The sequence below is a fragment of the Acidovorax sp. genome (assembly GCF_034519795.1).
Classification (GTDB): domain Bacteria; phylum Pseudomonadota; class Gammaproteobacteria; order Burkholderiales; family Burkholderiaceae_C; genus Acidovorax.
This window is the reverse complement of record NZ_JAXHOB010000024.1, coordinates 126,507-151,849: the sequence shown is the minus strand read 5'-3', so window position 1 is coordinate 151,849 and position 25,343 is coordinate 126,507. Positions and strand designations below refer to the sequence as shown.

Sequence of the window (25,343 nt, the reverse complement as noted above, 5' to 3'; positions counted from 1 at the left end):
CGAAGACCAACGTCGACTTCTTCGACATGATGCGCCGGGGCGGTTGACGGCTTGGAATTCAACCGGCTAACGTCGTTGGAGAGCCTTGCCGTGCCAAAGCACTGTCTGCGGCTCCCCGCCTAGTTATCCGGCCGAATTCCAACCCGTACAAGCCTGCTTTTGGCACCACGGATACAACGCCCTGCAGGTCGCGAAGCCTGCGGGGCGTTGTTGCTTGAGGGCCGTTTACCAGCTCGCCTGCGCAGATCCCAGAGCCAGCGCCGGCCGGTCCCAGTGCATGGCTGCGCCCTGCACCTGCAGCGGCGCCAGCACCCGCCGGGCCGGGCCCCAGGACGTGGGCTCCAGCGCGCCATGCAAATCATCTTGCTGCTCGGGCGCCAGAGGCTCCACGGGGTCCCTCTCGGCGGACACCAGCCAGTGCGCCGTGCGCGCCAGGGACAGCCGCGCCGTGCAGCCCGCGCCGGTGGCCCTGCGGCGCACCAGCCCGCGCACGGCAGCCGCCGCCATCAGGTAGCCCGTGGCATGGTCGATGGCCTGCACGGGCAGCGGGACAGGCCGGCCCTGGCCCGAGAGCCGCATGCCCGCCTCGGCGATGCCGGCGCCCATCTGCACCAGGCTGTCGAAGCCGCGCCGGCCCTGCCACGGGCCGCTCCAGCCATAGGCACTGAGCGATACGTCCACCAGGCCCGGGTTCAGTTCGCGCCGCCTTTGCCCACCAAGCCCCAGCCGCTCCAGCGCGCCGGGCCGCAGGCCATGCACCAGCACATCGGCCTGGCGCAGCAGGCTCTCGAACACTGCATGATCGGCAAGCACCCGCAGGTCCAGCCGCGCACAGCGCTTGCCCAGCACCACCTCGGGCACGGTGACGGGCTCCTCCCAACCGGGCGGGTCGATGCGCAGCACCTCGGCCCCGAAGCCCGCCATGAAGCGCGTGGCCGTGGGCCCGGCCAGGATGCGCGTGAGGTCGAGCACCCGCACACCGCGCAGGGGCCGCGCGGGATCGATGCGCCAGCCGGGCCTGGCCACCGGGTTTTCAATAGCCCAATGCACCAGGGGTTCGGCCTGCACCGCCAGGCCCTGGGGGTGGGCAGCCCAATCCGCCACGCTGCGCATGGCGGCAGCACAACCGCCCCGCGCCACCACGGCAGCCTCCAGCGCGTCGGCATTCCAACCGGCCACGGCGCGCGCGACAGCCTCCCTCTCGGCCTCCACCCCCAGCACTGCCAGGGCCGCAGCCCGGTGCTGCGGCGCGTTGGTGTGCAAGCGCACCCAGCCATCGGCCGCCGGGTAGTCCCCGGCCACGGCATCCCACAGCGGCGGCAGGGCCCAGCCCTGCGGGCGCAGCGACATGCCAAACCAGAAGGACGCGAGGCGCCGGTCCACCTGCACGGCAGGCCAGGCGCCACCCGCCTGCGCAAGGAACTCGGCCACCGCCAATCCCGCCACGCCGACCGAGGCGGTAGCCAGGTCCGTGACCGGAAACACCGCGGGCAGATCGCCCCGGCCTGCAACGGACAGGTGGTCCAGTGCCGATACGGGGCCCTTCAACGCGCTCCATGCCTGGCCTGCCAGCGCCAGGGCGCCTGTGCCAATGGAAATCGGGTGGGCGGACATCGAAACCTCCTGGAAAGAGGCTTCCCAGAATAGGTTGGCGGCATTTATTGTCAATATTGATTTATATTTTCAACCTGCTTTCTTGATCCACCCCATGTCCAGCTACCTCACCGCCGCCGAGACTGCCGAGCGCCTGGGCGTTGCGCGCGCCACGCTGTACGCTTACGTGAGCCGGGGCCTGCTGCGTGCCCACCCCGGCCCCACGCACCGCGAGAGCCGCTATGCACTGGCCGATGTGGACCTGTTGGCTGGCCAGCGCAAGCGCGGCCGCAAGCCGCGCGAGGTGGCCAAGGCCACGCTCAACTGGGGGCTGCCGGTGCTCGAATCGGCGATCACCTTGATCGAGGACGGCCGGCTGTACCTGCGCGGTGCCAGCATCGAGGGCCTGGCGCTGGCCAGCAGCGTGGAGGATGTGGCCGCCCGGCTCTGGCAGTGCGCGCAATCCGTCGCGTTTGGCCCCGTGGCACCGACTTCCCCTGCCGTGTTGGCGCCCGTGCAGACCCACATGGCCCGCCAACGGCCCGAAGAATCGCTGCTGACCCTGTTCACCATCGCCTCCGAAGACGCCCCCACCGCCCAGTGGCAGGCTGCGCCCGAGCGCCTGGCCGAGGGCTGCGGCGCCCTGGTACGCCTGTTGGCCGCCTGCCTGCTGGGCAGCGCGCCCAGCGCCGAGCCCATTCACCGGCAATGCGCCCAGGCCTGGCAGCTCGATGGCGAGGGTGCCGATCTGGTGCGCATGGCGCTGGTGCTGTGTGCCGACCACGAGCTCAATGCCTCCAGCTTCACCGCGCGCTGCGTGGCCTCCACCGGCGCCAGCCTGCGCGCGGCCGTGGTGGGCGGCCTGGCGGCCCTGACCGGCGCGCGCCACGGCGGAGCCACGGCCCGGGTGGAAGCACTGTGGGACGAATTGGGCGATTCCTCCCCCGCTGCCGGCCTGCGCCAGCGGCTGGCCCGCGGCGAGGCCCTGCCTGGCTTTGGCCACCACCTGTACCCTGCGGGCGACGTGCGCGCGCGGCTGCTGCTGGCGCGCATCCTGCCCCAACGCCCCGCGTGGGCGCCCTGGATCGGCGAAGCCCAGGCCCTGGTGGGCCAGCCCCCTTCACTCGACTTCGCACTGGTCGCCGTGCGCCGCCACCTGGGCCTGCCGCAGGGGGCCGCCTTCGGGCTGTTTGCCCTGGGCCGCTCCCTGGGCTGGATCGCGCACGCGCTGGAGCAGCGCAGCGGCGACGCCCTGATACGCCCCCGGGCGGCCTACACGGGCCCAAGGCCTTGACTTTGGAAGTTTGGGCGCTCGGGTTATAATGGAGGGCTTTTTCTGCGGAAAGTACGCTGGATGCTCCACGGCGCAAAGGTTGCTCCGGGTCCCGCACGGCTCCCGCACTTGACAAGGATTGATCATGAAAGAAGGCATTCACCCCAACTACCGCGAAGTTCTGTTCGTGGACCTGTCCAACGGTTTCAAGTTCGTCACCCGTTCGTGCGTGAACACCAAGGAAATGGGCAAGACCGACGACGGCCGTGAGCTGCCCCTGTTCAAGCTCGATACCTCCAGCGAATCGCACCCCTTCTACACGGGCACGCAAAAGTCCGTGGACAACATGGGCGGCCGCGTGGAGAAGTTCCGCAACCGTTTCGGCAAGACCACTTCGACGAGCGCTGCGCCTGCTGCTGCCGACAAGTAATCTGCACGCAATGCGCCAAGAGGCAGCCCGGGCAACCGTGCTGCCTTTTTTCTTGGGCGCGCCGTGCCCTGGGTCCAGTTACCCAATTTATCCCGACCGGCCCCGCCTGCTGACGGAACCCGGGCGCTTATCCCTTATTCTTGGCGGCTCCCCAAGCCACTGACCACCGCGTGAATCCACCGACCCCAGCCATCGTCACCCAGAATGCCGTGCGGCCCCTGCCGCGCTGGGCCCTGATGCTGCTGTGCATTGCCTACGTGGTCCCCGGTTTCGTGGGGCGCGCTCCGTGGAAGAGCGCCGACATCACCGCCTACGGCTACATGCTGGAGCTGGCGCAGGGGCGCACCCACTGGCTCAACCCGCTGCTGGGCGGCATGGCGCCCGAAACCGAGGGCCTGCTGCCCTACTGGATCGGGGCCCTGGCCATCCAGTGGGCCCCCGCCTGGCTGTCGCCCGAAATGGCCGTGCGCCTTCCATTTGCCGCACTGCTGGCACTCACCTTCATGGCCACCTGGTATGGCGTGTACTACCTGGCGCGCAGCCCGGGCGCGCAGCCGGTGGCCTTCGCCTTCGGCGGCGAGGCCACCCCGCTCGACTACGCCCGCGCCATTGCCGACGGTGCCCTGCTCGCGCTGATCGCCTGCCTGGGCCTGGCCCAGCTCTCGCACGAGGTGACGAGTTACCTGGTGCAGCTCAGTTGCACCTCCTTCCTGTTCTTTGCGTTTGCCGTGCTGCCCTACCATGCCAGCAAGGCGCTGGGCGCCATGCTGGGGGGCGCCTTCGGGCTCACGCTGGCCGGGGCGCCTGCGCTCACGGTGCTGCTGGGTGCCAGCGGCGTGCTGCTGGCCTTGCGCCTGCCCGACAAGGACGAGCGCCAGTGCAAGGCCTGGGCGGTGGCCACGGCGCTGGTCATCGTGGCAGCCGCCGCGCTGGCCTGGCAACTCGACCTGTGGCGCTGGCGCATCGTGGGCACGGAGGAAGGCGGCAAGGAATGGGCGAGCCTGGCCCGGTTGCTGGTCTGGTTCGGCTGGCCCGCCTGGCCCCTGGCACTGTGGACGCTGTGGCGCTGGCGCAAGCAGATCGCCAGCCGCCAGTGGCACCGCCACCTGCTGCTGCCGCTGTGGTTCACGGCCATCTCCATCGGCGCCACCATCACCACCCAGCCGGCCGACCGGGCCCTGCTGCTGGGCCTGCCCGCGCTGGCGGCGCTCGCCGCCTTCGCCCTGCCCACGCTCAGCCGCAGCATGGGCGCGCTGATCGACTGGTTCACGCTGATCTTCTTCAGCGTCTCGGCGCTGGCCATCTGGGTGATCTGGATCGCCATGCAGACTGGCGTGCCCGCCAAGCCGGCTGCCAACGTGGCCAAGCTGGCGCCCGGCTTCGTGCCCGAGTTTTCGCTGCTGGCCCTGGTGGTGGCGCTGGCGGCCTCGGTGGGCTGGTGCGCACTGGTGTGGTGGCGCGCCTCGCGCAACCGCGCCCCGATCTGGAAGAGCCTGGTGCTGCCCGCCAGCGGCGCTGCGCTGAGCTGGCTGCTGCTCATGAGCATCTGGCTGCCGCTGCTGGACTTCGCGCGCAGCTACGTACCGCAGATGCGCGCCATCACCGCCGTCATGGGCGCGAGCCCGGGCTGCGTGCAGACCGTGGGCCTGAGCCGCGCCCAGGTGGCCGCCTTGCAGTACCACGCCGGCTTCACGCTGCACCCGGCCAGCCTCTCGGTGACCGGCTGCGAGTGGCTGGTCTCGGACATCGCGTCCTGGCCCGCACCCGCCTCCGCGGTGGACGCACTGCAATGGGAACGCATGGCCACGGTGGCGCGCCCCACGGACAAGACCGATTTTCTGCTCGTGTTCCGGCGCATCGAAACCGAAACCAACAACTGATGCGCGAGCTGTCGACCATTTCCCGCCATGCCGTGACGGTGCTGGCCGGGCAACTGGCCGTGATGGCCTTCGGCGTGGCCGACACCATCGTCGCGGGCCGCTACAGCGAGGCCTCGCTGGCCGCGCTGTCGGTGGGCTCGGCCATCTTCATCAGCGTCTACGTGGCGCTGATCGGGGTGCTCAGCGCCCTGCTGCCGGTATGGGCCGAGCAGCGTGGCGCAGGGCACCGGCAGCAGTTGGGCGCCTCGCTGCGCCAGTCGCTGTACCTGTGTGCCGTGGCCAGCGCCCTGGGCATGGCGGTGCTGCTCTCGCCCGGCGCCGTGCTGCGCTGGACCGAGGTGCCCGATGCACTGCGCAGCGAGGTCGAAAACTACTTGGCCGTGCTTGCGCTGGCACTGCCGCCGGCCCTGCTGTTCCGCATCTACAGCACGCTCAACCAGGCCCTCGGGCGCCCGCAGCTGGTCACCTGGCTGCAGGTGGGCTCGCTGCTCATCAAGGTGCCGCTGTCCATCTGGTTCACCTTTGGCGGCGCCGGCCTGCCGGCACAGGGCGCCGTGGGCTGCGCCTGGGCCACGCTCGTGGTCAACTGCAGCATGCTCGCGCTGGCGCTCTGGCTGCTGCGCACGCAGGCGCTGTATGGGCCACTGGCCATCTGGCGGCCGCTGGAGCGCCCGCACTGGCCCACCATCGCAGGCTTTGCGCGCCTGGGCGTGCCGGCGGGCCTGGCGGTGATGGTGGAGGTGACCTCGTTCACGCTGATGGCCCTGTTCATCGCGCGCCAGGGCACGATTGCCTCGGCGGCGCACCAGATCGCGTCCAACCTCGCGGCCGTGCTGTACATGGTGCCGCTGTCGCTCTCCATTGCCACCAGTGCGCGGGTGAGCTACTGGCTGGGCGCAGGTGAGCCGGAGCGCGCGCGCCAGGTCGCCCTGCTGGGCCTGCGCCTGGCCTGCGCCATCGGCCTGGGCCTGGCGGCCCTGATGTTCCTGGCGCGCAACCACCTGGGTGGGCTGTACTCATCGAACGCGCAGGTGGTGGTGGTGACGGGCGGGCTGCTGGCCTGGGTGGCCGCCTACCATGTGGCCGACGCGCTGCAGACCCTGTGCGTGTTCGTGCTGCGCTGCTACCGCATCACGGTGGCGCCGCTGGTGGTGTACTGCACGCTGCTGTGGGGCGCCGGCCTGGGTGGCGGCTACCTGCTGGCCTACCAGGGCCTGGGGCCCTGGGGCGCGGTGGCCACGCCAGCCACCTTCTGGGCCGCCAGCGCCGCAGCCCTGGCTGTGACGGCCGCCCTGTTTGCGGCCATGCTCTGGCGCGCGATCAGGCGGCCAGCGCCTGCGGCACTGGCGCGCGCAGCCGGCTGACCGGAAAGGTGACGCAGAAGGTCGAGCCCTTGCCCAGGGCGCTCTGGATGCTGAGCGTGGCCCCATGGCGCTGCAGCACATGCTTGACGATGGCCAGGCCCAGGCCCGTGCCGCCGGTTTCGCGCGAGCGGCTGCGGTCCACCCGGTAAAAGCGCTCGGTCAGCCGCGGAATGTGCTCGGGCGCGATGCCAGGGCCCGTGTCCTTGACCGAGAACGCGGCCGAGCCATCGTCCTTGCGCACCCAGCTCACCGTGATCGTGCCGCCCGCAGGCGTATAACGCACGGCGTTGTTGATGATGTTGGACAGCGCGCTCTGCAGCTCCGCCGGCACACCGGCAATGTCCCCCTGGGCCCGCAGCTCTTGCGCCGACGGGAAGATGAGTGTGTGGTGGCGCTGCTGGGTCTGCGTGAGCAGGGCCGACAGGGCGCGGCTTTCCTCTTCGCAGCGCTGCACCAGGCCCTGCACGGGCATCCATTCGGCCATGCCGGGCGGCGGGCTGCCCTCCAGGCGCGACAGCGTGAGCAAATCCTGCACCACGCTCTGCATGCGTGCGGCCTGCTGGGACATCATGCCCAGGTAGCGGGCGCGCTCCTCCTGCGCCAGCGGCAGGGTCTGCAGCGTCTCGACAAAACCCATGAGCACGGTGAGCGGCGTGCGGATCTCGTGCGAGACGTTGGCCACGAAGTCACGGCGCATGGCCTCGGCCTGCTCCAGCGCGGTGACATCGCGCGACAGCAGCAGCGTGCGGCCGTCGCCATAGGGATGCAGCTGCACCGAGATGCGCACCGGGCGCGACGGGGTGCTGAAGCGCCCTTCCAGCACCACATCGTGCGTGAAATCCTGGGTTGTGTAGTAGGCGGTGAAATCCGGGTCGCGCACCAGGTTGCCAATCGACTGCATGACGTCGCGCTGCGCGTCGAAGCCGAACTGGCTGGCCGCCATCTGGTTGCACCACTCGATGTGGCCCTGCGCATCCAGCAGCACCACGCCGTTGGGCGTGGCCTGCAGCGCGGCCAGGATCTCCTGCAGGCGGTTCTGGCTGCCCTGCACCTCCTGGGCCTGCAGGCGCAGCAGGCGCCGCGCCCGATCGGCCGCCTCGCCCCACATGCCGCGCATGACCGGCGCATTCGACAGGTCGCCCGTGCGCAGCCAGCGCAGCACGCGCGCGCCGCGCAGCAGATCCCAGATGAACCACGCCCAGGCCGCAATCGCCGCTCCCAGCGCCACCCCCCAGGGCCCACCCTGCCACCAACCGAGTCCGCCACCGGCGATTTGCCAGAGCAGGAAATACGTGAATCGCCAGAGCATGCAGCGTGCAAAGCCTTCTCAGAAAACCAGGGGTGCCAAGCGGCACCCCGTGAACCATCAGGCCTGCAGTTGCTGGGCCTGGGGTTGCGATTGCGCCGTCAGGCGGTAGCCGGCGCCGCGCACCGTCTCCACCATCACCGATGCGGCGCCCAGCGCTTCGCGCAGGCGCTTGACGTGCACGTCCACTGTACGCTCTTCGATGAAGACATGGTCGCCCCAGACCTTGTCCAGGAGCTGCGAGCGGCTGTGCACGCGCTCGGCATGCTTCATGAGGTAGTGCAGCAGCTTGAACTCGGTGGGGCCGACCTTGAGCTGTTGCCCCTGAAACGTTACCCGGTAGGTGCCCGCATCCAGCGCCAGTTCGCCGATGGTCACGCTGTCGCTGACCTGCTCGGGCGCGCGGCGGCGCAGCACGGCGCGGATGCGTGCCAGCAGCTCCTGCGTGGAGAACGGCTTGGTGATGTAATCGTCGGCACCGGCGTCCAGGCCCGCCACCTTGTCCGGCTCGTCGCCGCGGGCCGTGAGCATGAGGATGGGGATGGGCTTGGTGCGCGCGTCGGCGCGCCACTTGCGCGCCAGCGACAGGCCACTCTGGCCCGGCAGCATCCAGTCGAGCAGGATGACGTCGGGCAGCACGGCATCGAGCTCACGCTGGGCCGAATCGCCATCTTCGGCCCAGAAGGGCTGGAATCCGTTGTGCCGCAGATTGACCGCGATCAACTCGGCGATCGCAGGTTCGTCTTCGACAATCAGAACACGGGGTAGCTTTCTCATACAGCTTTCACGGGCCTACAGTACGGCCGATTCGATCTCATCGAGGGCCGTGTGGCGCACGTCCTTGCCCTTGACCAGGTAGATGATGAGTTCGGCCACATTCTTCGAATGGTCGCCGATGCGCTCGATGGCCTTGGCCAGAAACAGAAGGTCCAGGCTCGGCGAGATGGTGCGGGGGTCTTCCATCATGTAGGTGACCAGCTTGCGCACGAAGCCGTCGAACTCCTTGTCGATGAGGTCATCCTCCTTGAGGATATCGACAGCCATCTTGGTGTCCAGACGGGCGAAGGCATCGAGCGCCTTGCGCAGCAGGCCCGAGGCCAGCTCGGCGGCCACGCGCAGGTCGCTCGACGGCAGCGAGCGCGCTGCGCCGCTCTCGATGATGGAGCGCACCATGCGCGCCATCTTGTTGGCCTCGTCGCCCATGCGCTCCAGGTTGGCCGTCGCCTTGGAAAACGCGATCAGCAGGCGCAGGTCGCGCGCCGTCGGCTGGCGGCGGGCGATGATGGAAGACAGCTCCTGATCGATCTCCACTTCCATGGCGTTCACGCGCACTTCGATGGCGGCGACCTGCTCCACGGCCTCCAGGCTGAACTGCGACAGGGCGTACACGGCCTGGCGGATCTGCGACTCCACGAGGCCGCCCATTTCCATGACGCGGGCGGAGACGCTGTTGAGTTCGGAGTCGAACTGCGACGAAAGGTGCTTGTCGGGCATTGCTGTCTCCTTAGCCGAAACGGCCGGTAATGTAGTCTTCGGTTTCCTTGCGCTGCGGCTTGAAGAACATCTGTTCCGTCTCGCCGAACTCGACCAGATCGCCCAGGTACATGTAGGCGGTGTAGTCGCTGCAGCGCGCGGCCTGCTGCATGTTGTGGGTCACGATGACCACGGTGTAGTCGTTCTTGAGCTCGGCGATCAGCTCTTCCACCTTGGCGGTCGAGATCGGGTCCAGGGCCGAGCAGGGCTCGTCCAGCAGCAGCACTTCGGGCTTGATGGCGATGCCGCGGGCAATGCACAGGCGCTGCTGCTGCCCGCCGGAGAGGCTGGAACCGCTCTGGTTGAGCTTGTCCTTGACCTCGTTCCACAGCGCGGCCTTGCGCAGCGCCCATTCCACACGGTCGTCCATGTCGGTGGCGTTCAGGCTCTCGAAGAGCTTCACGCCGAAGGCGATGTTGTCGTAGATCGACATGGGGAACGGCGTGGGCTTCTGGAACACCATGCCGACCTTGGCGCGCACCAGGGCCACGTCCTGCTTGCTCTTGAGCAGGTTCTCGCCGTCCAGCACGATCTGGCCTTCGGCGCGTTGCTCGGGGTACAGCTCGAACATGCGGTTGAAGGTGCGCAGCAGCGTGGACTTGCCGCAGCCCGAAGGACCGATGAAGGCCGTGACCTTGTTCTCGGGGATGTCGAGGTTGATGCCCTTGAGGGCATGGAACTTGCCGTAGTAGAAGTTCAGGTCGCGCACCGTGATCTTGGACTTGTTGGGTGCGTCGTTCTTGAGAATAGCGGACATGAGGGTGTCTTTCTTGCTGCTGGGGCTTACTTTTGGCGGGTCAGGACCCGCGCCAGGATGTTCAGGCCGAGAACTGCGACGGTGATCAGGAAGACGCCGGCCCAGGCCAGTTGCTGCCAGTTCTCGTAGGGGCTCATGGCGAACTTGAAGATGGTCACCGGCAGGCTGGCCATGGGCTTGGACAGGTCGCCGTTCCAGAACTGGTTGTTCAGCGCAGTGAACAGCAGCGGAGCGGTTTCACCGGCGATGCGGGCCACGGCCAGCAGCACACCGGTGATCACACCGGCGCGGGCAGCGCGCAGCGTCACCATCAGGATCACCTTCCACTTGGGCGTGCCCAGGGCGTAGGCGGCCTCGCGCAGGCTGGCAGGCACCAGGATGAGCATGTTCTCGGTGGTGCGGATGACCACCGGGATCACGATCAGCGCCAGCGCCAGAATGCCGGCGTAGGCCGAGAAGCTCTTGAAGCGCGCCACCACCACGGCATACACGAACAGGCCGATGACGATGCTGGGCGCCGACAGCAGGATGTCGTTGACGAAGCGCGTGACCGAAGCCAGCAGGCTCTTGGTCTCGTACTCGGCCAGGTAAATGCCGGCCATGATGCCGATGGGCGTGCCCACGAAGGTGGCCAGCACCACCATCACGAACGAGCCGTAGATGGCATTGGAAATGCCGCCGACTTCGTTCGGCGGTGGCGTCATCTGGGTGAACAGGGCAATGCTCAGCCCGCCCACGCCCAGGCGCACGGTTTCCCAGAGAATCCAGACCAGCCAGAACACGCCAAAGACCATGGCGGCGAGCGACAGGACCAGGGCAATCTGGTTGACGCGCTTGCGGCCGTTGTAGCGCGCCTGGCGCTGCTGGTCGAGCTCGGCCGCCGAGATGAGGCGTTGCGAGGTGCTGGTGACGCTGCTCATGTGCGGGTTCCTTCGTTCTTTTGCAGGCGGGACAGCAGGATCTTGGACAGCGTCAGCACCACGAAGGTGATGAAGAACAGGACCAGGCCCAGGTAGATCAGCGAGGCCTGGTGCAGGCCCTCGCCGGCTTCGGCAAACTCGTTGGCCAGCGCCGAGGTGATGCTGTTGGCCGCCTCGAACATCGACAGGGAGGACAGCTGGTTCATGTTGCCGATGACGAAGGTCACGGCCATGGTTTCACCCAGCGCCCGGCCCAGGCCGAGCATGATGCCGCCGAGCACACCGGTCTTGGTGTAAGGCAGAACCACCTTCCACATCACTTCCCAGGTCGTGGAGCCCAGGCCGTAGGCCGACTCCTTGAGCAGGGCGGGCGTGACCTCGAACACGTCGCGCATCACCGAGGCGATGAACGGGATGATCATGATGGCCAGGATGATGCCGGCCGACAGGATGCCGATGCCCACCGGCGGGCCCGACACGAAGGCGCCCAGGTAGGGCACGCCCTCGAACAGCGCCTGCAGCGGCTGCTGCACGAAGCGCGACAGAATGGGGCCGAAGACCATCAGGCCCCACATGCCGTAGACGATGGAGGGCACTGCGGCCAGCAGTTCGATGGCCGTGCCCAGGGGGCGCCTGAGCCAGGAGGGGGAAAGTTCGGTCAAGAAGAGCGCAATGCCGAAGCTGACCGGCACAGCGATGAGCAGCGCGATGATGGAAGTGGTCACCGTGCCATAGATCATGACCAGACCGCCGTACTCGTCCTGAACTGGATCCCACACACTGTTGGTGAGGAAACCCAGGCCGTACTTGGCGATGGAAGGCCAGGCACCCACGACCAGGGAACCCAGGATGCCGACCAGCAGCAGCAGGGTCAGGATGGCGGCGCCGCGCGCCAGCCAGCCAAAGAGCCGGTCGGCCAGCATGCCGGAAATCAGGGGGCGGGAGGGAGGTGGAGGCATGTTTTTGGTGCGCAGAGGGGCCGTCTCAAGGGACGGATTGTCGCGGACCGGCATCGTAGTGGACACGTTGGTAGCCTTGGATTCAGTGAAGTGAAATCGAAAGGCCGGCGTGTCGCCGGCCCTGTGAGATTACTTGAACGCTACTGCCTTGCCGGAAGCGTCCTTTATGTCACCCCACGACGTGCGGATGATGGCCTTCACACTATCAGGCATAGGAACGTAATCCAGGTCCGAAGCTGTCTTGTCGCCATTCTGGTACACCCAGTCAAAGAACTTCAGCGTCGTGGTGGCATACGCTGGCTTTTCCTGATTCTTGTGCATCAGGATGAACGTGGGGTTGGTGATGGGCCAAGTCGCTGCACCAGGCTGATTGGTCAGGATCAGGTAAAAGCTCTTGGGCCACACGGCGCCGGCTGCTGCGGCCTTGAATGCAACGTCATCTGGCGACACAAAATTGCCTGCGGCGTTTTGCATCAGCGTGTAGTTCATCTTGTTTTGCTTCACATAGGCGTACTCGACGTAGCCGATGGAATTGGGCAGGCGGCCCACGAAGGCGGCCACGCCTTCATTGCCCTTGCCGCCAGCGCCAGCAGGCCAGTTCACTGCGGTGCCTTCACCCACCTTGGACTTCCATTCGGCGTTCACTTTGCTCAGGTAGTTGGTGAACACGAAGGTGGTGCCAGAACCGTCGGCACGGCGCACAGGAGCGATGGTGGCGTCAGGCAGCGGCAAGCCTGGATTCAGCGCCTTGATGGCATCGTCGTTCCACTTGGTGATCTTGCCCAGATAGATATCACCCAGAACTTGGCCGTTCAGCTTCATCTGGCCAGGAGAGATGCCCTTGATATTGATCACGGGCACCACGCCACCGATCACGGTGGGGAACTGCACCAGACCCTTCTTTTCCAGTTCTTCTTCCTTCAAGGGCATGTCGGATGCACCGAAATCGACCGTCTTTGCATCGATCTGGCGCAAGCCAGCACCGGAGCCCACCGATTGGTAGTTGATCTTGATGCCCGTCGCCTTGTTGTAGTCAGCCGCCCATTTGGCGTACAGAGGCGCAGGAAACGTGGCTCCCGCGCCAGTGGCTTCCTGCTGAGCAATGGCTTGGGAGAAAGAACCAGCAGCGACAACACCAGCTACGAGAATCCGAATCGCGGACATTTTCATGAAGATACCTCTTGGGATGAATAGGTTGGGATGAGGCGACTCTAGGATCCGTATGTGACATTGTCGTGACACGCAGGATGGTTGTCACACGCCCACCCCCCCTCGTACAGCTGTTTACGTTTGTCATCCGGCTGTCACGACAGCTGCTTAGTCTCCCGCCACCGAGATGAATCGGCTATCTACCTGGAGAATCACATGTTCCGCCGTTACGCACTGCAATCCGTTCTCGCCCTGGCCGCAGCCGCCACACTGGCCGGCTGCGCCAGCACCGGCTCCGCCCCCACCACCCTTGATGGCACGATTGCTAAGACGCCCTCGCTGAGCACCTTCAACAAGCTGGCCGTGCAGGCCGGCCTGACCGACACGCTCAAGGCCGCCGGCCCCTACACCGTGTTCGCTCCGTCGGACGACGCCTTCAAGGCCGTGCCCGCCAAGACCCTGGCAGAACTGCAGGCCAACCCCGCCCAGCTCAAGGCCGTGCTCAACCACCATATCGTGGCGGGCCGCGTGGCCGCCGCCGATGTGAAGGTCGGCAACGCCAAGACCCTGAATGGATCGAACGTGGCACTGGCCCGCGCTGGCGCTTTCGTCACGGTGGAGGAAGCCATGGTGACCCAGGCCGACGTGATGGCCACCAACGGCGTCGTGCACGTGGTCGACACCGTGCTGATGCCCCCCAAGAAGAAGTGACCACCCAGGCCCGGCCAACCCATGCACAGCACGCCCCGTCCAAGCCGATACGGCCTTCAGCGCCGCCACTGGCTGCAGGGGGTGGCTGCCATGGGCCTGGCGGGCCAGACCTGGGCCCAGGGCAGCGAGCCATCCGCCAAAAAGGCGGATGCTGAACGCTCCCATGTCGTGGCCCAGGTGGCCGACCTGTCCCCCGACCAGCAGGACGTGAGCCGCGACTTTCTCGTTGGCTCGCGCACCGCCTGGCAGGAGATCAACGCCAAGGGCGGCGTGCAGGGCCGCCCGGTGCAGCACCAGACGCTGGAGACCGATGGCAGCCCTGCCAGCCTGCAGTCCGCCTGGGAGAGCGCGCAGCGCCAGACCCGTTGCATCGCCTTGTCGGGCTGCGTGGGCAATACGGCCGCCAGCGGGCTCATCGCCCTGCAGGCCAAGGCCGCCACCGAGTCGCCGCTGGCTTTCGTCGCCCCCTGGCTGCATGACACCGCAGGCGCAGCCACGGCCACCGGCGCGGGCGACACGGTGTTCGACGTGTTCGCCGGGCACGAGGCGCAGATCACCCACGCCATCAGAAACCTGGCCAGCATGGGCGTGCAGACGGTAGGCGTGGCCTATGCCAACGCGGCCGTGCGGCGCCAGTCCGAGGCCATGGTGGCCCATGCGGCCCAATCGATGGCACTCAAGGTGCAGGCCATTTCGCCACCGGGCGCCGCCGCCAAGGCCGGCGCCGGAGCGCGCGTGGAGCAAACCATCATTCTGTTCATCGGCGGCACGCCCGAGCTTTTTTCGTTCCTGGACCAGCTTGCGCTGCCCCAGGGCCGCCAATGCTATGTGGTGGCCCTGGCCGACGTGAACCTGCAGGTGCTGGCGCAGATGGGCCCCACCGCCGCCAAGGCCTCGGTCATCGTCACCCAGGCCGTGCCCCTGGTGAACGCCAGCCTGCCGGTGGTGCGCAGCTACCGCGACGCCCTGGCGCGCTTCTACGACGAACCCCCCTCCCCTCTGGGCCTGGCCGGCTACATCGCCGCGCGCTACACCGCCGAGGTGATGGGCGGCATCACCGGCCCGGTCACCCGCGCCAGCATGCTGGCCGCCCTGCAAAAGCGCGCCAGCGTGAACATCGGCGGCTATGCCATCGGCTACCAGGGGCGCCAGCGCACCAATGCCTACGTGACGCAGAGCATGCTCACCAACGCAGGGCGCATCATTGGCTGAAATCGCTCTTGCGCGCCGGCCCGGGTGCTATGCTGGGCCGAAAGGAAAAACGCGCACCCCGCGCACCACCATGCACAACGGAACACTGCTCGCAGCTGTGGATCTGGGATCCAACAGCTTTCGCCTTGAAATCGGCCGCTACGAGCACGGCCATGTCCAGCGCGTCGAATACCTCAAGGAAACCGTGCGCCAGGGCAACGGTCTGGATGAGAACCGCAACCTCACCCCCGAGGCCATGCAGCGCGGCTGGGACTGCCTGGCCCGCTTTGGCGAGCGCCTGGCGGGCTTTTCGCGCACGCAGGTGCGCGCCGTGGCCACCCAGACCCTGCGCGAGGCACGCAACCGCGAAGAATTCATCGCCCGTGGCAGCCAGGTGCTGGGCTACCCCATCGACGTGGTCTCAGGGCCCGAGGAAGCGCGGCTGATCTACCAGGGCGTGGCACGCCTGCTGCCCCAATCCGACGAGCGGCGCCTGGTGGTGGACATCGGCGGGCGCTCGACCGAGCTCATCCTGGGCCAGCAGTTCACGCCGCACGCCGTGGCCTCCTTTCGCGTGGGCAGCGTGGCCTGGTCCTCGCGCTACTTCGCGGGTGGCCTGTTCACCCCCCAGGCCTTCATGGCCGCTGAGATCGCCGCCAAGGCGGTGCTCGACGAGGCACTGGCCACCTTTCGCCCCGATGGCTGGGACGTGGCCTATGGCTCCTCGGGCACGGCCGGCGCGGTCGGTGACATCCTCACCGCCGCAGGTGCGCCCGAAGGCCTGATCACGCGCGAAGGCCTGGACTGGCTGCACGAGCGCCTGCTGCGCGCGCAAAGCGCCGACCGCGTGCGGCTCGATGGCCTGAAGGACGAGCGCCGCGCCGTGATCGGCGGCGGCATCAGCGTGCTGCGCGCCGTGTTCGACCTGCTGCACATCGAGCAGATGCAGGTGGCCCAGGGCGCGCTTCGCCAGGGCGCGCTGTACGACCTGCTGGACCGCGAACAGCCCGGTACCGACCTGCGCAGCACCACGGTCAATGGCCTCATGCAGCGCTTTGGCGTGGACATGGAGCATGCCGAGCGCGTGGCCCGCATCGCCTGCCAGCTGTTCGACCAGGCGGCCCCTGTCGGCAGCGAGCGCGCTTCGCGCAAGCTCGACTGGGCGGCGCGCCTGCACGAGATCGGCTGCCGCATCTCGCACAGCGACTACCACCGACACGGCGCCTACATCCTGGACCACACCGACGCCGCCGGCTTTGCCATGCCCGAGCTGCACCGCCTGGGCCAGCTGGTGCTGGGCCAGCGCGGCAAGGTGCGCAAGCTCGATGTCGACCTCGAAGACCCGGGATTCGCACTGCAATTGCTGTGCCTTCGCCTGGCCGTGGCCCTGTGCCATGCGCGCCGCGACCCGGACACCGAAGGCCTGCAGCTGCAGGTCAAGGGCAACCGCTTTCTGCTGGCCGCACGCCGAGGCTGGGCGGCGGGCTACCCCCAATCGGCCCACCTGCTGCGCGAAGAAATGCTGGCCTGGCAGAAGACCCCATGGGAGCTGGTGGCAGAACTGCCGTGACTTGAAAATAAAAACCGTATAAACTGTTTATACCGTTTTACTTTTTGAAGCCATGACCACCACTGCACCAGCAACCGCACCCGCCACCCCTACCGCTGCAGCCACCCCGGCCCCAGCCCCTGCCGCCGCAAAGAGCGCAGCCGCCCCCAAGGCCGCCGTTGCCGCCAAGGTCTCCAAGAAACCTGCAGCCGCCAAGCCCGCTGCCGCAGCCCCGAAGGCGGCCGCCAAGGCACCGGCAGCCAAGCCTGCCAGCGCCAAGCCCGCCGCCAAGCCCAAGGCAGCAGCGCCTGCCGCCAGCAAGGCAGTGGCCAAGTCCGCCGCCCCCGTGGCACCCGCCAAGGAAGCCAAGGCCAAGAAGCCCAAGCTCGTGCGCGACAGCTTCACCATCCCGAAGGACGAGTACGCCGTGGTCGAGACGCTCAAGCAGCGTGCCGCAGCCCTGGCCCAGCCCGCCAAGAAGAGCGAGCTGCTGCGCGCCGGCCTCAAGCTGCTGGCCGGCCTGTCCGACACCGCACTGCGCAGCGCGCTGCAGGCCGTGCCTTCGATCAAGACCGGCCGCCCGAAGGCCGAGGCCCCTGCCGCCAAGAACGGCCGCAAATAAAAAGCGGCCCTCGGGCCGCTGCATGGTTCGTGCCTGCGGGTGCCGCAGGCCGGGTCAGATGAACTCGGGTGATTGCACCGCCATCAGCACCGTCTGGCTTTCGTCCAGGCGCTGACGCTGGCGCAGCCACCAGACGGCGCCCTTGCGCACCGCGCACTCCTGCGACTGAAAGCCCAGCAACTGGGCAATGGTCTGTCCCAGCACGGGCTGGTGCCCGACGATCAGCACCGCGCCGCGTGCGCGCGGCCACTGGGCCAACTCCAGCAGGTCCTCGGTGGTGCCGCCGGGCAGCAGCTCGGCGCGCATCTTGAACTTGCGGCCCAGCGCGTCGGCCGTCTGCTCGGTGCGCCGGGAGGGGCTGGCCAGCACGCGCAGCCCCTCGGGCAACTGGCGGTCCAGCCAGGCGGCCATGCGGGCCGCCTGCTTTTCGCCGCGCGGCGTGAGCGCACGGGTCAGGTCGTCCGAGCCATCCTGGGCCTCTTCGGCCTCGGCATGGCGCCACAGGATCAAATCCATCATCACGTTCCTTGCTGCTCCACCCGCGCCACCGGCGCAGGCGGTCCATAGCGCACCATCAGCGCCGCCTGCGCGCCCTGCCCGTCTTCGGGATGCGGCGCACGGGCATAGGTGCCATCGGGGTTGAGCGTCCACGCATCGCGGTCATCGTGCAGGTAGGCCACCAGGCATTCGTCCACGATCTGGCGGCGCAGGCGCGGCTCGGTCACGGGCCAGGCCAACTCCACGCGGCGCATCATGTTGCGGTTCATCCAGTCGGCACTCGACAGGTACAGGTCTTCCTCGCTGCCTGCGCGGAAGTAGAAGACGCGCGTGTGCTCCAGAAAGCGCCCGATCACCGAGCGCACGCGGATGTTGTCGGTCACGCCCGGCACCTGGGCTGCGAGCATGCAGGCGCCGCGTACGATCAGGTCGATGCGGGCACCACGCTGGCCAGCCGCAATCAGGGCACGGATCAGGGCCTCGTCGGTGAGCGCATTCATCTTGGCGACGATGCGCGCATCTTCCCCCCGGCTGGCCGCCAGGCCTACCTGCTCGATCTTCTCGATCATGCGGCGCTGCAGGTGAAAGGGCGCGAGCAGCAGCTTGCGCAGCTTGGGCGGCCGGTTCTGGCTGGCCAGGTGGTTGAACACGCCGTCCATGTCGGCGGTGGTGTCCTCGTCGGCCGTGAGGTAGCTCAGGTCGGTGTACAGGCGCGCCGTGCGCACGTTGTAGTTGCCGGTCGACAGGTGCCCGTAGCGGCGCAGCTGGCGCCCCTCGCGGCGCGTCACCAGCAGCATCTTGGCATGCGTCTTGAGCCCCACCACGCCATACACCACCTGCGCGCCGATGGATTCGAGCGCCTCGGCCCAGTTGATGTTGGCCTCTTCGTCGAATCGCGCCTTGAGCTCCACCACAGCCATGACCTCCTTGCCGCGGCGCACGGCCTCGGTGAGCAAGTCCATGAGCTCGGAATCGGCGCCCGTGCGGTAGATGGTCTGCTTGATGACCAGCACCTGCGGATCGTTCACCGCCTCGCGCAGAAAGGCCAGCACCCCATCGAAGCTCTCGAAAGGCTGGTGCATGAGCACGTCGCGCTTTTGCAATTGCTCCATGATCGAGACCCCCGGCACCAACTGGTGCGGCCAGGCCGAGCGCCAGGCGGGGAACAGCAGCGCGGGGTCGTTCACCAGGTCCACCAGTTGCGTCAGGCGCACCAGGTTCACGGGGCCATGCACGCGGTACAGCGCGGGCTCGGGCAGGTCGAACTGTTCGAGCAGAAAGCGCGAGAGGAACTGCGAGCACCCGGCCGAGACCTCCAGCCGCACGGCCTGGCCGTAGTGGCGGTGCTGCAGGCCCTGGCGCAGGGCGGTGCGCAGGTTGCGCACGTCTTCCTCGTCGAGTGCCAGGTCGGAGTGGCGCGTGACGCGGAACTGCGAGAACTCCGTGACCTCGCGCCCGGGAAACAGGTCCGCCAGGTGCGCGCGGATGATGCTCGACAGGCTCACGAACAGCGATTCACCCTTGGCGGCCAGGCGCGACGGCATGCGCACCAGGCGCGGCAGCGCACGCGGCACCTTGACGATGGCCACCTCGTTCTTGCGGCCAAAGGCATCGTGCCCGTGCAGCCGCACGATGAAGTTGAGCGACTTGTTGGCCACCTGCGGGAACGGATGGGCCGGGTCCAGCCCCACCGGGATCAGGAGCGGGCGCACCTCGCGCATGAAGTATTCATGCACCCAGGCCCGTTGCGCGGACGAGCGGTCCCCGTGCGAGACGATGCGGATTCCGTGCCGGGCAAACTCTGGCACCAGGGAGTCGTTGTACAGCGAGTACTGGCGCGCCACCAGGTCATGGGCCTTGGACGCCAGCGCCACGAAGGAGGCTGCGGTATAGACCCCCTTGCCCTCGCCGCTCTTGGCAGCGGTCAGGTGGGCGGCGGCGCGGACCTCGAAGAACTCGTCGAGGTTGGACGAGACGATGCACAGGTAGCGCAGGCGCTCGAGCAGGGGCACATCGGCGCGCATCGCCCAGTCGAAAACACGCTCGTTGAAATCCAGGATGCTGTGATCGCGGTCCAGAAACATCGCCGCGCCCGCCGGTTCCTGCGGCATCGCGGGCGGCTTGGGAGACTCCGTCAGGCCCTGGGAAGCATGCGGGTGGTCCATGGGGCGGTCATCGGGACTGTCACTTTGCTGGGTCACGGTAGTTCTGACAAAAAAGGCGGCATGGGCACAGGACCGATACCGGTATGGCAAGCGAATCGAGTGTATGCCCGGGGATCAACGATTTGATGACAGTGGTGTGACAGACTTTGTGACAGGAATCGCTTCGTCATCACCCCGTTTGCGCGCCGGAACCAGGAATTGCTGGAACAGGCGGGAAGCATGGGCCCAGGTGAACTCCAGCGCCCGGTTGCGCGCCTCGTGGCGCGGCACGGCCAGCGCATTCTGGGCAGCGACCATCAGGTCGGTGTCGAGGACGCCGCCGCGCGCCTGACCCCCGGCATGGGCGCCCAGCACCTCCATCGGGCCGTCCTCGAAGTAGGCGGCCACGGGCGTGCCACAGGCCATGGCCTCCAGCATCACCAGGCCGAAGGTCTCCGAGCGGCTGGGGAACACGAACACGTCGGCCGCCGCGTACACCCCGGCCAGGGTGGCCCGGTCCAGTATGCCGAGCCAGCGCGCCTGGGGGTAGCGGGCCTTCAGGCGCTCTTCGAGCGGGCCCACGCCGCAGATCACCTTGCTGCCCGGCATGTCCAGTTGCAGAAAGGCCTCGATGTTCTTCTCGTACGAGACGCGCCCCACGTACAGGGCCACCGGATGGGCCAGCGCACCGACCAGCGGGTGCGGCGTGGTCTCGCCCTGGTAGGGGAAGGCCGTGGTGTCCACCCCGTGCGTCCACTGGCGCAGGTTGCGAAAACCGCGGCGCTCCAACATCTTCAAAACCCCCACCGTGGGCACCATCACACCCGACGAGGGGCGGTGGAAATGCCGGAACAGCGCATAGCCCAGCGAGAGCGGAATCCGCAAAGCCGCTTGCAGGATCTCGGGAAAGCGGGTGTGGAAGGCGGTGGTGAAGGCCAGCTTTCTGCGCAGGCAGTAGCGGCGCCCGGCCCAGCCGATGGGGCCTTCGGTCGCCAGGTGGATGGCATCGGGCTGCAGTTCATCCAGGATGCGCTCTATCTCGCGGCCGGGCCGGACGGCCAGGTCGATCCCTGGGTAGCCCGGGCAGGGCCGCGTGGTGAACATGCCGGGCTGGATCACATGCACCTGGTGCCCGGCACGCTCCATGTGGTGCACCAGTTCCACCAGGGTGGTGACCACGCCATTGATCTGCGGGGCCCAGGCGTCGGACAACAAGGCGATTTTCATACGGCCATCTCACTGCTGCGGGTTTGCGTGCTCGCCTGGCGCCCCGGCAAGGTGTGCCATTGCACCAGCTCCAGGCGGCCATCCATGTGCTCGACCAGCGCGGTGTGGCTTTCCACCCAGTCGCCGTCGTTGCAGTACAGGATGCCGTCGATCATGCGCATCTCGGCGCGGTGGATGTGGCCGCACACCACGCCGTCGTGGCCGCGGCGGCGGGCTTCGGCGGCCACGGCCACCTCGAAGTCCGTCACGTAGTTCAGCGCCTTCTTGACCTTGCCCTTGAGGTAGGCCGAGAGCGACCAGTACGGCAGCCCCATGCGCGCGCGCAGGGTGTTCAGGTAGCGGTTGAGCTTGAGCGTGAACTCGTAGAGGTTGTCACCCACATAGGCCAGCCACTTGGCGCACTGGATCACGCCGTCGAAGTAGTCGCCGTGCGTCACCCACAGGGTGCGGCCATCGGCCGTGGTGTGCACCGTGTCCTCGGCGACCTCGATGCCGCCGAACGAATGGCCGATGAAGGCCCGGGCGAACTCGTCGTGGTTGCCGGGCACGAACACCACGCGGCAGCCCTTGCGCGCGCGGCGCAGCAGCTTTTGCACCACATCGTTGTGGGCCTGGGGCCAGAACCAGCGGCGGCGCAGCTGCCAGCCGTCCACGATGTCGCCCACCAGGTACAGGTGCTCGCTCGGGTGGTGCTTGAGAAAGTCGAGCAGGCCCTCGGCCTGGCAGCCGGGGGTGCCCAGGTGCAGGTCGGAGATGAACACCGCGCGCAGTTGGCGGTGGCCCGGTGGATGCGCGTCGTCGGCGTCGGCGGCAGTGTCCTGCCCACCTCCCACGTGTGCAGTCCAGTCGCCGAGCGCGTCGAACGCGGCGCGCATCAGGCCCCCAGGAAGTGCTTGCGGTAGCGGGGGTGCAGGTCTGCCAGGCGCATCAGCATGGGCAGGTCTGCAGAATTGAAATCCGGATCCCAGGCCGGGGCACCGAGCACCCGGGCACCCAGGCGCAGATAGCCCTTGATAAGGGCCGGCGGCTCCACGAAGATGGAACCGTCGAGCTGCTCGACCGGCAGCGGCAGGCGCGGCAGCACATGGTATTCGATGGGGGCCAGGTGCGTCTGGCGCACCTGGTTCCAGATGCTGGCGGCCGCATCGCCGCTGATCACGCCGTTGTGCAGCATGGGGATGCTGGCGCAGCCGATCATGGTGTCGAGCTGGTTGCGCACCATGAAGTCGGCCAGCGCGCTCCACAGCGCCATGATCACGCCGCCATGGCGGTGCTCGGGGTGCACGCAGCTGCGGCCCAGTTCCACCATGCGCGGGCGCAGGGTGCGCAGGCGGGTCAGGTCGAACTCGGTATCGCTGTAGGTGCTGCCCACGCGACGTGCCTGCGCTGGGGTCAGCACCCGGTAGGTGCCAATCACCTGCCGGCTGGCCGCATCCCGCACCAGCAGGTGCTCGCAGTAGTCGTCGAACAAATCCACGTCGTGGCCCGGAACGGGGGTCGTCAATCGAGCGCCCATTTCCCCGGCAAACACGTCGAACCTCAGCTTCTGCGCCTGGCGCACCTCATCGAGGTGCCGAGCCCATGCTACTTCCACACCACCGCGCACCGGCATGCCGGCCACCGCAGCGACCGCGCCCACCGCAGATTCAGCGCGGTGGACGGTGCCCCTGGGCGATGCGACCGGGGACAGCGGCAGGGTGGGGTTGGGCAAATCGCTCATGGATCAACTCCTTCGTACAAGGCGGCCCCATGGCCGCTGGTGCCCCGGATCACCGGGTGGTGTGCTTCAATGCGCTGGAGTTTGAAAGCCGCAGGTGACGCCGGCATGTCCACGGGATGTCAGTGGCGTGACAGACGAGGTGCAGCACGCGGATCGCACCCCGCGCGCACCGGTACCTGCGCAGGCAGGAGGGCTGGTTACCAGGCGGTTACCGCTGTAAGCCTGGACTGCTACACTTTGGTACATTTTTTTGGGGGCATCGCGCCTCTCCCTCCGGGTCCGGCCGCCATGTCCTTGCTGTCCATTGCCCCAGAACGCCTGCCGTCTGGGGACTCTTCCGACGCGTCTTTGGAGCGCACGCTGCGCGAGCAGCAGATGCTGCTGGAGAGCGCGGGCGTGGGCATCGTGTTCATCCGCCAGCGCGTGGTGGTGCGCTGCAACCAGCGCTATGCGGAAATCTTCGGCTACGAATCGGCGCAGCGCCTGGCGGGCCTGAGCAGCGAGGCCTTCTACCCCGACCGCGAGGCCTTCCGCGCCCTGGGGCGCGAGGCCTACCCCGTGCTTGCCAAGGGCCAGGCCTACCGCGTGGAGCGCCAGATGCGCCGGCGCAACGGGCGGCTGTTCTGGGGCAGCCTCACCGGCCGGCTGATCAACCCGGCCGACACGAGCGAAGGCTCGATCTGGATCCTGGACGACATCGACGAGCACAAGCAGGCCCAGGCCCTGCTGAGCGCTGCCGTGCGCGAAAAGCAGGTGCTGTTCGACCAGGCCATGGTGGGCATCGTGTTCCTGCGCGACCGGCACCTGACGCGCTGCAACCGCCACTTCGAGCACATGCTGGGCTATGGCCCCGGCGAGCTGGCGGGCAGCCCCTCGCGCCGCTGGTATGCGAGCGACGAGGACTGGGAGGAAGTGGGCCACCGCTGCTACCCCGTGCTCGCTGCCGGCCAGTCGTACGAGGGCGAGGTGGTCATGCGCCGCCGGGACGGCACTCCGCTTACCTGCGAGGTGCGCGCCAAGTTCATCGACCCCGACGACCCGGACCAGGGATCGATCTGGATCACCATGGACATCTCCGAGCGCAAGCAGGCCCAGGAGGCCCTGGCCCGCGTGCACGAGGAACTGGAGCAGCAGGTCCAGGACCGCACGCGCGAACTGCGCGACACGGTGGACAACCTGCACCGCGAGATCAGCGACCGCAAGGCCGACCAGGACCGCATCTACTGGCTGGCCCACTACGACCCGCTCACCGGCCTGCCCAACCGCGCCCTGCTGTCCGAGCGCGCCCAGGAGGCCATCCGCGTGGCGCAAGAGGGCCATACGCCGCTGGCGCTGATCTTCCTGGACCTGGACCACTTCAAGCATGTCAACGATTCGCTGGGCCACCGCGTGGGCGACGCCCTGCTGGTGGAGATCGCCAAGCGGCTGCGCGCCGTGGTGCGCGACAAGGACACGGTCTCGCGCCTGGGTGGTGACGAGTTCATCCTGCTGCTGCCGGGCGCCAACGCCCATGGGGCCGCGCGCGTGGCCGGCAAGCTGCAGGAAGCCTCGCGCCAGCACTACCAGATCGACCACCACGAGCTGACCATGGCGCCGTCGATGGGGGTGGCCCTGTTCCCGCAGGACGGCGCCGACTTCGACACGCTGACCCAGTCGGCCGACGTGGCCATGTACCGCGCCAAGCTCGACGGGCGCAACACCTTTCGCTTCTTCACGCCCGAGATGCAGGCCCAGTCGGTGCGTGCGCTGCAGGTCGAGAACGCCCTGCGCCGCGCGCTGGAGCGCGGCCAGCTGCACCTGCACTACCAGCCCCAGATCCACCTGGCCACCGGCCAGGTGCACAGCGTGGAGGCCCTGCTGCGCTGGGACCATCCGCAGATGGGCAGCATCTCACCCACCGAGTTCATCCCGATCGCGGAGGACAGCGGCCAGATCCTGCAGATCGGCGAATGGGTGCTGCGCACCGCCCTCACCCAGCTCAAGGACTGGCATGCCAATGGCTTTCCGGGGCTGACCATGGCGGTCAACCTCTCGGCGATCCAGTTCCGCCAGCCCCAATTGCCCGAGCTGGTGAGCCGCATCCTGACCATCTTCGAGCTGCCACCCGACTGCCTGGAGCTGGAGCTCACCGAGGGCGTGGCCGTGGACGACCCGCACTCGGCCGTGGCCACCATGGACAGCCTGCACTCGCGCGGGGTGCGCATGTCCATGGACGACTTCGGCACTGGCTACTCATCGCTGAGCCAGCTCAAGCGCTTCCAGATCTTCAAGCTCAAGATCGACCAGTCCTTCGTGCGCGACCTGGGCGACGACGGCAACGACCGCGCCATCGTGAGCGCCATCATCCGCATGGCCCAGGCCCTGGGCATGCGCACCACGGCCGAGGGCGTGGAGACCCCGGAGCAACTGGCCTTCCTGCGCGAGCAGGGCTGCGACGAGGCGCAGGGCTACCTGTTCAGCCGGCCGTTGCCGGCCGATGAGCTGGAGCTGTTCCTGCGCCAGTACCTGCCGGCGTAG

Annotated in this window: 22 protein-coding genes; 9 read left to right on the top strand and 13 right to left on the bottom strand. The window is 67.7% G+C overall.

Annotated elements, in window-relative coordinates; translation table 11 throughout:
- Positions 1–225: 225 nt before the first annotated feature.
- The gene (locus tag U5N23_RS27035; protein ID WP_322595797.1) at positions 226–1,614 is read right to left on the bottom strand and encodes a CoA transferase; all 1,389 of its coding nucleotides are present in this window, start codon (positions 1,612–1,614) and stop codon (positions 226–228) included.
- Positions 1,615–1,708: 94 nt separating this feature from the next.
- On the opposite strand from U5N23_RS27035, the gene U5N23_RS27030 reads away from it, so the two are divergent.
- From U5N23_RS27030 to U5N23_RS27015, 4 genes are all read left to right on the top strand, one after another.
- Positions 1,709–2,887, top strand: coding sequence for a citrate synthase family protein (locus U5N23_RS27030; RefSeq protein WP_322595796.1), 1,179 nt, complete (start codon positions 1,709–1,711; stop codon positions 2,885–2,887).
- A gap of 124 nt (positions 2,888–3,011) precedes the next feature.
- Positions 3,012–3,296: a type B 50S ribosomal protein L31 gene (locus U5N23_RS27025; protein WP_322595795.1), complete on the top strand. Its 285-nt coding sequence runs from the start codon at positions 3,012–3,014 to the stop codon at positions 3,294–3,296.
- 170 nt (positions 3,297–3,466) lie between these two features.
- On the top strand, positions 3,467–5,176 hold the full coding sequence (locus U5N23_RS27020; RefSeq protein WP_322595794.1) for a hypothetical protein: 1,710 nt from the start codon (positions 3,467–3,469) through the stop codon (positions 5,174–5,176).
- Entirely contained in the window at positions 5,176–6,540 is a 1,365-nt protein-coding gene (locus U5N23_RS27015; protein ID WP_322595793.1) for an MATE family efflux transporter, read from the top strand. The genes U5N23_RS27020 and U5N23_RS27015 overlap by 1 nt, the downstream gene beginning before the upstream one ends.
- Here the strand turns inward: U5N23_RS27015 and phoR are convergent.
- The 7 genes from phoR to pstS all read right to left on the bottom strand — a co-directional run bounded on the left by phoR (position 6,497) and on the right by pstS (position 13,185).
- A complete protein-coding gene (gene phoR, locus U5N23_RS27010; protein ID WP_322595792.1) occupies positions 6,497–7,849 on the bottom strand; it encodes a phosphate regulon sensor histidine kinase PhoR in 1,353 nt (450 codons plus the stop codon). The genes U5N23_RS27015 and phoR overlap by 44 nt on opposite strands.
- A 57-nt stretch (positions 7,850–7,906) precedes the next feature.
- Positions 7,907–8,623, bottom strand: coding sequence for a phosphate regulon transcriptional regulator PhoB (gene phoB / locus U5N23_RS27005; RefSeq protein ID WP_322595791.1), 717 nt, complete (start codon positions 8,621–8,623; stop codon positions 7,907–7,909).
- 15 nt (positions 8,624–8,638) lie between these two features.
- Positions 8,639–9,340, bottom strand: coding sequence for a phosphate signaling complex protein PhoU (phoU, locus tag U5N23_RS27000; protein ID WP_322595790.1), 702 nt, complete (start codon positions 9,338–9,340; stop codon positions 8,639–8,641).
- A 10-nt stretch (positions 9,341–9,350) separates the two neighbouring features.
- Complete coding sequence (gene pstB, locus U5N23_RS26995) at positions 9,351–10,136, bottom strand: phosphate ABC transporter ATP-binding protein PstB (protein WP_322595789.1); 786 nt, start codon at positions 10,134–10,136, stop codon at positions 9,351–9,353.
- A gap of 26 nt (positions 10,137–10,162) precedes the next feature.
- On the bottom strand, positions 10,163–11,056 hold the full coding sequence (pstA, locus tag U5N23_RS26990) for a phosphate ABC transporter permease PstA (protein ID WP_322595788.1): 894 nt from the start codon (positions 11,054–11,056) through the stop codon (positions 10,163–10,165).
- Positions 11,053–12,069: a phosphate ABC transporter permease subunit PstC gene (gene pstC / locus U5N23_RS26985; protein WP_416208675.1), complete on the bottom strand. Its 1,017-nt coding sequence runs from the start codon at positions 12,067–12,069 to the stop codon at positions 11,053–11,055. The genes pstA and pstC overlap by 4 nt, the downstream gene beginning before the upstream one ends.
- 75 nt (positions 12,070–12,144) lie before the next feature.
- Positions 12,145–13,185: a phosphate ABC transporter substrate-binding protein PstS gene (gene pstS, locus U5N23_RS26980; RefSeq protein WP_322595786.1), complete on the bottom strand. Its 1,041-nt coding sequence runs from the start codon at positions 13,183–13,185 to the stop codon at positions 12,145–12,147.
- A 195-nt stretch (positions 13,186–13,380) separates the two neighbouring features.
- Between pstS and U5N23_RS26975 the strand changes: the two genes are divergently transcribed.
- From U5N23_RS26975 to U5N23_RS26960, 4 genes are all read left to right on the top strand, one after another.
- On the top strand, positions 13,381–13,875 hold the full coding sequence (locus tag U5N23_RS26975; RefSeq protein WP_322595785.1) for a fasciclin domain-containing protein: 495 nt from the start codon (positions 13,381–13,383) through the stop codon (positions 13,873–13,875).
- A 21-nt stretch (positions 13,876–13,896) separates the two neighbouring features.
- Positions 13,897–15,087, top strand: a complete 1,191-nt coding sequence (locus U5N23_RS26970) for an ABC transporter substrate-binding protein (protein WP_322595784.1) — start codon at positions 13,897–13,899, stop codon at positions 15,085–15,087.
- 70 nt (positions 15,088–15,157) lie between these two features.
- On the top strand, positions 15,158–16,636 hold the full coding sequence (locus U5N23_RS26965; RefSeq protein WP_322595783.1) for a Ppx/GppA phosphatase family protein: 1,479 nt from the start codon (positions 15,158–15,160) through the stop codon (positions 16,634–16,636).
- Between the two features lie 52 nt (positions 16,637–16,688).
- Positions 16,689–17,237 carry a hypothetical protein gene (locus tag U5N23_RS26960; RefSeq protein WP_322595782.1) on the top strand — a complete coding sequence of 183 codons (549 nt, stop codon included), beginning with the start codon at positions 16,689–16,691 and terminating at the stop codon, positions 17,235–17,237.
- 54 nt (positions 17,238–17,291) lie between these two features.
- Here the strand turns inward: U5N23_RS26960 and U5N23_RS26955 are convergent, their stop codons facing one another.
- From U5N23_RS26955 to U5N23_RS26935, 5 genes are all read right to left on the bottom strand, one after another.
- The gene (locus U5N23_RS26955; protein WP_322595781.1) at positions 17,292–17,756 is read right to left on the bottom strand and encodes a SixA phosphatase family protein; all 465 of its coding nucleotides are present in this window, start codon (positions 17,754–17,756) and stop codon (positions 17,292–17,294) included.
- Positions 17,756–19,846 (bottom strand): polyphosphate kinase 1, encoded by a 2,091-nt coding sequence (gene ppk1, locus U5N23_RS26950; RefSeq protein WP_416208674.1) that lies wholly within the window; start codon positions 19,844–19,846, stop codon positions 17,756–17,758. Before ppk1 ends, U5N23_RS26955 begins: the two co-directional genes overlap by 1 nt.
- Before the next feature lie 168 nt (positions 19,847–20,014).
- The gene (locus U5N23_RS26945) at positions 20,015–21,106 is read right to left on the bottom strand and encodes a glycosyltransferase family 1 protein (protein WP_322595779.1); all 1,092 of its coding nucleotides are present in this window, start codon (positions 21,104–21,106) and stop codon (positions 20,015–20,017) included.
- Entirely contained in the window at positions 21,103–21,981 is an 879-nt protein-coding gene (locus U5N23_RS26940; protein WP_322595778.1) for a UDP-2,3-diacylglucosamine diphosphatase, read from the bottom strand. The genes U5N23_RS26945 and U5N23_RS26940 overlap by 4 nt, the downstream gene beginning before the upstream one ends.
- Positions 21,981–22,826, bottom strand: a complete 846-nt coding sequence (locus U5N23_RS26935) for a GNAT family N-acetyltransferase (protein ID WP_322595777.1) — start codon at positions 22,824–22,826, stop codon at positions 21,981–21,983. Before U5N23_RS26935 ends, U5N23_RS26940 begins: the two co-directional genes overlap by 1 nt.
- Before the next feature lie 288 nt (positions 22,827–23,114).
- Here U5N23_RS26935 and U5N23_RS26930 point away from each other — a divergent pair, with 288 nt between their 5' ends.
- A complete protein-coding gene (locus tag U5N23_RS26930; RefSeq protein WP_322595776.1) occupies positions 23,115–25,343 on the top strand; it encodes an EAL domain-containing protein in 2,229 nt (742 codons plus the stop codon).

Coding starts and splice junctions, on each gene's coding strand:
- U5N23_RS26935 (WP_322595777.1), bottom strand. CDS start 22,826: ATGAGCGATTTGCCCAACCCCACCCTGCCGCTGTCCCCGGTCGCATCG.
- U5N23_RS26970 (WP_322595784.1), top strand. CDS start 13,897: ATGCACAGCACGCCCCGTCCAAGCCGATACGGCCTTCAGCGCCGCCAC.
- pstC (WP_416208675.1), bottom strand. CDS start 12,069: ATGCCGGTCCGCGACAATCCGTCCCTTGAGACGGCCCCTCTGCGCACC.
- phoB (WP_322595791.1), bottom strand. CDS start 8,623: ATGAGAAAGCTACCCCGTGTTCTGATTGTCGAAGACGAACCTGCGATC.
- U5N23_RS27035 (WP_322595797.1), bottom strand. CDS start 1,614: ATGTCCGCCCACCCGATTTCCATTGGCACAGGCGCCCTGGCGCTGGCA.
- U5N23_RS26955 (WP_322595781.1), bottom strand. CDS start 17,756: ATGATGGATTTGATCCTGTGGCGCCATGCCGAGGCCGAAGAGGCCCAG.
- phoR (WP_322595792.1), bottom strand. CDS start 7,849: ATGCTCTGGCGATTCACGTATTTCCTGCTCTGGCAAATCGCCGGTGGC.
- ppk1 (WP_416208674.1), bottom strand. CDS start 19,846: ATGCCGCAGGAACCGGCGGGCGCGGCGATGTTTCTGGACCGCGATCAC.
- U5N23_RS27025 (WP_322595795.1), top strand. CDS start 3,012: ATGAAAGAAGGCATTCACCCCAACTACCGCGAAGTTCTGTTCGTGGAC.
- U5N23_RS27030 (WP_322595796.1), top strand. CDS start 1,709: ATGTCCAGCTACCTCACCGCCGCCGAGACTGCCGAGCGCCTGGGCGTT.
- U5N23_RS26930 (WP_322595776.1), top strand. CDS start 23,115: ATGTCCTTGCTGTCCATTGCCCCAGAACGCCTGCCGTCTGGGGACTCT.
- phoU (WP_322595790.1), bottom strand. CDS start 9,340: ATGCCCGACAAGCACCTTTCGTCGCAGTTCGACTCCGAACTCAACAGC.
- U5N23_RS26960 (WP_322595782.1), top strand. CDS start 16,689: ATGACCACCACTGCACCAGCAACCGCACCCGCCACCCCTACCGCTGCA.
- U5N23_RS26975 (WP_322595785.1), top strand. CDS start 13,381: ATGTTCCGCCGTTACGCACTGCAATCCGTTCTCGCCCTGGCCGCAGCC.
- U5N23_RS27015 (WP_322595793.1), top strand. CDS start 5,176: ATGCGCGAGCTGTCGACCATTTCCCGCCATGCCGTGACGGTGCTGGCC.
- U5N23_RS26965 (WP_322595783.1), top strand. CDS start 15,158: ATGCACAACGGAACACTGCTCGCAGCTGTGGATCTGGGATCCAACAGC.
- U5N23_RS26945 (WP_322595779.1), bottom strand. CDS start 21,106: ATGAAAATCGCCTTGTTGTCCGACGCCTGGGCCCCGCAGATCAATGGC.
- U5N23_RS26940 (WP_322595778.1), bottom strand. CDS start 21,981: ATGCGCGCCGCGTTCGACGCGCTCGGCGACTGGACTGCACACGTGGGA.
- pstS (WP_322595786.1), bottom strand. CDS start 13,185: ATGAAAATGTCCGCGATTCGGATTCTCGTAGCTGGTGTTGTCGCTGCT.
- pstA (WP_322595788.1), bottom strand. CDS start 11,056: ATGAGCAGCGTCACCAGCACCTCGCAACGCCTCATCTCGGCGGCCGAG.
- pstB (WP_322595789.1), bottom strand. CDS start 10,136: ATGTCCGCTATTCTCAAGAACGACGCACCCAACAAGTCCAAGATCACG.